Here is a 5,234-nt window from a genome sequence, read left to right on the forward strand (position 1 = left end):
GCAGCAGGCTGTGCGGCTGGCTCAGCCACAGCCCGAGGCGCCAGCGCAGCAGCGCGCCGGCGCAGGCCCCGAGGCAGATGGCGAGCACCGAGGCCATGTTCAGAACGGCGCGTCGTCGCTGGCGCTGGCCGGGGTGGCGTCGGAGGCGGGCGCCGCGCCGGCCGGCGCGGGCTCATGCCCCGGCACCTGGCCGGGTTGCAGCTCGCCGCCCAGCGCCGCGATGAGCGCGTCGAGCACGCCGCGCAGCTCGCCCGTGCCGATGGCGACGTTGCTGTCGAAGCTCTGCTCTTCCTTGCCCTGGTTCTCTTCGAACACGCCTTCGAGGAACTGGATTTTCTTGAGCGCCATGCTTTCGGTGAGCGTGAAGCCGACGCGGCCTTCCCAGTTGAGCGCCAGGCGCGTGGGCAGCTTGCCTTCGCTGATGTGGCGGCGCACCTCGTCGTTGAAGAGGTGGTGGCGGGTGAACTTCACCACCGATTTTTCCTCGTCGCTGGAGCGCAGCTCGCAGTCGCGCTCCACGGCCAGGCCCTCGGGCCATTCCTCGGCGTCGCTGGCGCTGAGCCACTGCGTCATGGCGCTCTGCGGCGTCTGCTGCGTATTGAAGAGCGTGAGCACCAGGCCGTCGAAGGCGCGCACCAGGGCGGTGACCAGGTCGTCGAGCTTGCCCTGGCTGCTGGCGTCGGTGGCGAGCCAGCCGCGCTCGGGGTCGATCCACACCCAGGACGTCTGCTGGCGCGAGAAGGCCTGGGGCAGCAGCGAGAGCAGGGCGTCTTCGCGCAGGGCCTTGGTTTCCTTCTTGCCGGGTTTGCGGCCGGTGGTGGCCTCGATGTGGTCGGCCGCCTCCTGGGCCTTGCGGCGCACCACGGCACCGGGCACCGACTTGGTTTCGATCTGCAGCTTGAGGATGCGCTGGCCGGCGATGGCTTCCACCAGCGGGCCGTGGGCCTCGCCGCGCGGCTCCACCCAGCCGACCGATTTGTCCTGCGTGGCGGGGCAGGGCACGAAGCGCTGGCCGTCCAGGGCCTTCTCCATCGCCTCGGGCGTGGGCGCCCAACCGGGGCCGATGCGGTAGAGCGTGAGGTTCTTGAACACGAAAGGGATCTCCGGAAAAACGAACCCCGCGCACCTGGGCGGTGGCGGGGTGTGCATCTTAGCGGCGGTGGACTAGGGCGGCGTCAGCGGCGCGCGGGTGGTGGCCTCGGCCAGCAGGCGTTCGATCGATGGGCTGTGCAGGCGGGCCAGGTGCCGCGCGAGGCGCTCGACCGAGGCGTACTCGAAGAACAGCGCCATGGACACGTCGGCGCCCAGCCGGGCCGCCAGCGCATGGCAGGTGTGCACGGCGATCAGCGAATCGGCGCCGAGCCGCGCGAACGGCACCGAGCGGTCGGCGCACCGGATGCCGTGCGACGCGAGCTCGGTCTCGATCCAGTGGGCCACGGTGTCTTCGGCCAGCGGGCTGGCGGGTGGTGGGGCGGCCGGGGGGCTGGCGATGGCGGTGACGGTGGTGGTGCCGGGCGCGGTCCGCCGGTTGGCTTCCTCCGCGTTGGCGGCCCGCGCGGGGGCGCAGCGCTGGCCGTCGGGGCCCGCGGCGCTGGCGCCGGGCGGTCCGCCGGCCCGCTCGCGCGCCGCGGGCGCGGGCTGCCCCCGCGTGTCGGGTGAGCTGCCCGGCAACCAGTACGCGCGGCGGGTGAAGGGGTAGGTGGGCAGGGGCACGATGCGCGCGCCGCTGCCGCGAAAGTGCTCGTTCCAGTCGACGGGTTCGCCGCGCAGCCAGCGCTGGCCCAGCGCCACCAGCGCCGCCAGCCCCTCGTCGCCGGGCCATGCCCGCGGTCCGTGCCGCAACTGTTCGATGGCGTCCCGCACGCCGCAGACCACCAGGCATTCGCGCAGCCTGAAGGCTTCGCGCCCCGCGCAGCGGGTGTACGACAGGTCGAGCATCGACAGGTCGGGTTGTTCCAGCAGTTGGTCGAGCAGGCGGGAGCGCACCGCCAGCAGTTCCTCGCGGTTGCGCGCCGACAGGCACAGCAGGTGGTGCGATCGCGTGGTGCGCGCGCGGGCGGCGGGCAGCGGCGCGTCGGACACGATCGCGTGCGCGTTGGTGCCGCCGAAACCAAAGGAGCTGATGCCCGCGTGCCGCGGGGCCACGCCCCGGGGCCAGGGCGCGGCGGACAGCACCGGCCAGAACGGCGTGTGCTCCAGGCGCAGGTTCGGGTGCGGCTTGCGCAGGGTCAAGGTGGGCGGCAGCAGCCCGTGCCGCAGGGACAGCAGCAGCTTGATCAGCCCCGCCACGCCGGCCGCGGCCATGGGATGGCCGATGTTGGCCTTGACCGAGCCGATGCCGCAGTACGGCGCGCCGGTCGGCTCGCCGAAGACGTTGGTGAGCGCGTGCACCTCGATCGCGTCGCCGACCGGCGTGCCGGTGCCATGGGCCTCAACGTAACCGATCTGCGAGGGGTGAAGGCCGGCCTGGGCCAGGGCCTGCCGCAGCATCGCTTCCTGCCCTTCCAGCGTGGGCGCCATGAGGCCGATGGAGTGGCCGTCGTTGGTGACGGCGGTGGCCGAGATCACCGCGTCGATGCGGTCGCCGTCGGCCAGCGCCTGGTCGAGCCGCTTGAGCACCACCAGGCCCAGGCCCTCGCTGGCCACCATGCCGCTGGCGGCCTCGTCGAACACGCGGCAGACGCCTTCGTCCGACAGGGTGCCGGTCTGGCCGAGCAGTTGCATCATGCTCAGCGTGGACAGCAGGCTCACACCGCCGGCCAGCGCGATCTCGCTCTGGCTCGACCGCAGGTCGGTGCAGGCGCAGTGCAGCGCCACCAGCGAGGACGCGCAGGCCGTGTCGATGTGCAGCGCGGGGCCTTTGAGGTCGAGCCGCTGTGACAGGCGCGCGGCGATGATGCTCAACAGGTTGCCCGGCAGCAGCTGCGGGTGCTGCGCGGCAGGGAAGTCGCCCCGGCGGCGCAGTTCGATGAGCGACTCCAGGTAGGCGTTGTGTGTCGCGCCGACGTAGACACCGACCTGGCGCTGCGCCGGCATGCGCGTGCCGGTGTAGCCGGCGTCGTCGAGTGCTTCATAGCCCACCTCGAGCATCAGGCGCTGCTGCGGGTCCATGAGCCGAGCCTCTTCGTCGTCCAGGCCGAAGAAGTCGGCCGCGAACAGTTCGATGCCATCGATGCGCCCCATGTGCAGGCGCTGGCCTTCGGGCATCCAGGGGGGCGCCGGCACTTCGCGGATCGACGACACGCCGTCGCGCAGCTGGCCCCAGAACTGTGCCGGCGAGGCCGCGCCGGGGAAGCGGCAGGCCATGCCGATGACGGCGATGGCCGGCGATGGGGCGGCGGGCGCTTGCGCTGGCGCGCAGGCGCCCGCAGAGGCGGAGACGGAGACGGAGACGGCGGTATCTGCAGAGGCGGCACATGTGGCCTCTGGCGCCAGGTGGCGCTCCAGGCAGGCCACGGTGTCGCGCACTGTTCGACCATCGATCAGCAGCCCCGTGCCGAGGCGGCGGCCCAGGCTTCTTTCGAGCAGTGCCAATGCCTGGATCGCCTGCACCGAGCCGCCGCCCAGGGCGGTGAACGGGGTGTCCAGGCCGATGTCGCCGGGACGCAGGCGCAGGGCCTCGGACCAGGCCTGCACCACCTGGCGCACCAGGCCGTCGTTGGCCGGCGCCGGGGCCGGCGCCTGGGGCGCGTGGGCGTGGAAGGCCTGGAGCAGCTCGGCGAAGGCGCCCAACTGCCATTGCCGCGCGAGCGGGTGGCGCTGCGGCTTGCCGCTGGAGGTGTGCGGGATGCGGCGCACCGGCAAGGCGCCGACCACCGGGTGCGCCAGGTAGGCCTCGGCGGCGGCGCGCAGGCGGTGCAGCAGGCGCCAGCCGTCGTCGTGCGCGCGCGCCACCACGAACAGCACCACGGCCTCGCTGCCATCGGCCTGCGGCACGCCGCAGGCGGCGATGCGCCCGGTCTTGAGCCCGAACAGCTGGCCCAGGTGCTGCTCCACGTCAACCGCCATCACCTGGCGGCCGTGGATGGCGATCACGTCCTTGAGTCGGCCAGTGATGGTGAGGCGGCCGCCGCGCAGGAAGCCGAGGTCGCCGGTGCGCAGCCAGCCCTCGGCGTCGAAGCATTCGCGCGCGGCGCCCTCGGCGCGGGTCTCGTAGCCGCTGGTGACGCTGGCGCCTCGGACCTGGACCTCGCCCAGGCGCTGTTCGCCGAGGTCGCTGCCGTCTTCGCCGACAACGCGCACCTGCGTGGAGGCAAGGGGCAGGCCGACATCGGCGTACTCGATCGCCTCGACGCCCTCGGCGGCGTCCCGCACCAGGCCGTCGCGCAACAGCGCCTGGCGGTCGAGCCGGTGCGTCAGCGCGCGCGTGCCCCGCGGGGAGAGCGACACGACCACCGTGGCCTCGGCCAGGCCGTAGGCCGGCGCCATGGCGTCGGGGCGCAGGCCGGCCGCGGCCATGCGGGACACGAACGCGCGCATCGTCGGCACCCAGATCGGCTCGGCGCCGTTGAACCACAGGCGCACGCAGGACAGGTCCACGCCCTGGGGCGGGCCGCCGTCGAGCTTGTCGAGCACGTGGCGCAGGCCGAAGTTGGGGCCACCCACCACGGCCGAGCGGTGCTGGTGGATTTTGGTGAGCCACAGCAGCGGATCGGCCACGAAGTCGGCGGCATCGAGCTTGACCTGGCCCGCCCCGAGGTAGGCGGGCAGCAGGTGGAACATCACCAGGCCCATGTCGTGGTAGTAAGGCATCCAGTTCAGGAAACCGTGCGCCGGCAGCAGCCCCTGGGCCTGCGCCATGTCGCGCAGGTTGGCGAGCATGTTGGCGTGCGTGAGCCGCACGCCCTTGGGCATGCCGGTGGAGCCGGACGACAGTTGCAGGTAGGCCAGATCGCCGGGCTGGGCCCGGTGCTCGCGCGCCCGCGTGGCGTCGGCCTCGCCGGGGTCGCAGAGCCAGCGCATGCCGCGGGGGAGGGCCGCCGCGCCCGCGGCGTGGTCGGCCCGCTGGTCATCGTCGATCAGCAGCGTGGTGCTGGGCCCGAGCAGCGAGCACACGGCGCGCAGCCGGCGGGAGGCTTCGCTCTCGCGCCGCCAGCTGGCGACCTTGGGCAGCAGCACGGGCACCAGGCCCCCGAGCACGCAGGCCCAGAAGACCTCGAGCTGGCGGGCGCTGGCGCCGACCTGCGACAACACGGCCTGGCCCGGCGACAGGCCCTGCGCCTGCAGCGCGGCCA

Annotated in this window: 2 protein-coding genes; both read right to left on the reverse strand. The window is 73.2% G+C overall.

All coding sequences use genetic code 11. From position 1 onward, the window contains the following. Window positions 1–99: 99 nt before the first annotated feature. Window positions 100–1,092 carry a recombination-associated protein RdgC gene (locus BGO22_RS20965; RefSeq protein ID WP_070398203.1) on the reverse strand — a complete coding sequence of 331 codons (993 nt, stop codon included), beginning with the start codon at window positions 1,090–1,092 and terminating at the stop codon, window positions 100–102. A gap of 72 nt (window positions 1,093–1,164) precedes the next feature. Beyond that, window positions 1,165–5,234, reverse strand: a 4,070-nt coding sequence (locus tag BGO22_RS20970) for a beta-ketoacyl synthase N-terminal-like domain-containing protein (RefSeq protein WP_286852355.1), incomplete at its 5' end; no start/stop codon positions are given.

This window comes from Hydrogenophaga sp. 70-12 (assembly GCF_001897365.1).
GTDB lineage: Bacteria > Pseudomonadota > Gammaproteobacteria > Burkholderiales > Burkholderiaceae_C > Hydrogenophaga > Hydrogenophaga borbori.